Below are 487 nucleotides of genomic sequence, written 5' to 3'. Positions count from 1 at the left end.
GTCCAACTCCACCCCGGGTTCGGGCACCACATAGCCGACCAGCCGATCCACCACACCCCGGTGCACACCCGCCACCGCCTGCTCGACCCCGTCGCACGCCCGCAGCGCGGATTCGACCTCACCGAGTTCGATGCGGAAGCCGCGGACCTTCACCTGCTGATCCGAACGGCCGACATACTCGAGTTCGAGCGTCCCCTCGTCACGGCGGCGCCACCGCACCAGATCCCCGGTGCGGTACATCCGCTGCCCCTTCGGTCCCGCGACGAACCGCGACGCGGACAGGCCGGGACGGTTGCGGTAGCCGCGGGCCAGGCCGGGACCGGCCAGGTACAGTTCCCCCACCACCCCGACCGGGACCGGCCGCAGCCGGTTGTCGAGCACTAGCTCGGCGAATCCCCGAATCGGGCCACCGATCGTCACGGACTCACCGGCCGTGAGCGGCCGGCCCGCGTTCGACTGGATCGTCGCCTCCGCCGGACCGTACGTG

Annotated in this window: 1 protein-coding gene; it reads right to left on the bottom strand. The window is 71.5% G+C overall.

Translation table 11 applies throughout. From position 1 onward, the window contains the following. On the bottom strand, positions 1–487 hold a 487-nt coding region (locus ACN675_RS29250), incomplete at both ends, for an AMP-binding protein (RefSeq protein WP_420754132.1).

Origin of the sequence: Rhodococcus sp. O3, assembly GCF_048897285.1 — a bacterium.
Lineage (GTDB): Bacteria > Actinomycetota > Actinomycetes > Mycobacteriales > Mycobacteriaceae > Rhodococcus.
The sequence above is the reverse complement of the archived record's forward strand: the minus strand, read 5'-3'. Positions and strand labels throughout refer to the sequence as shown.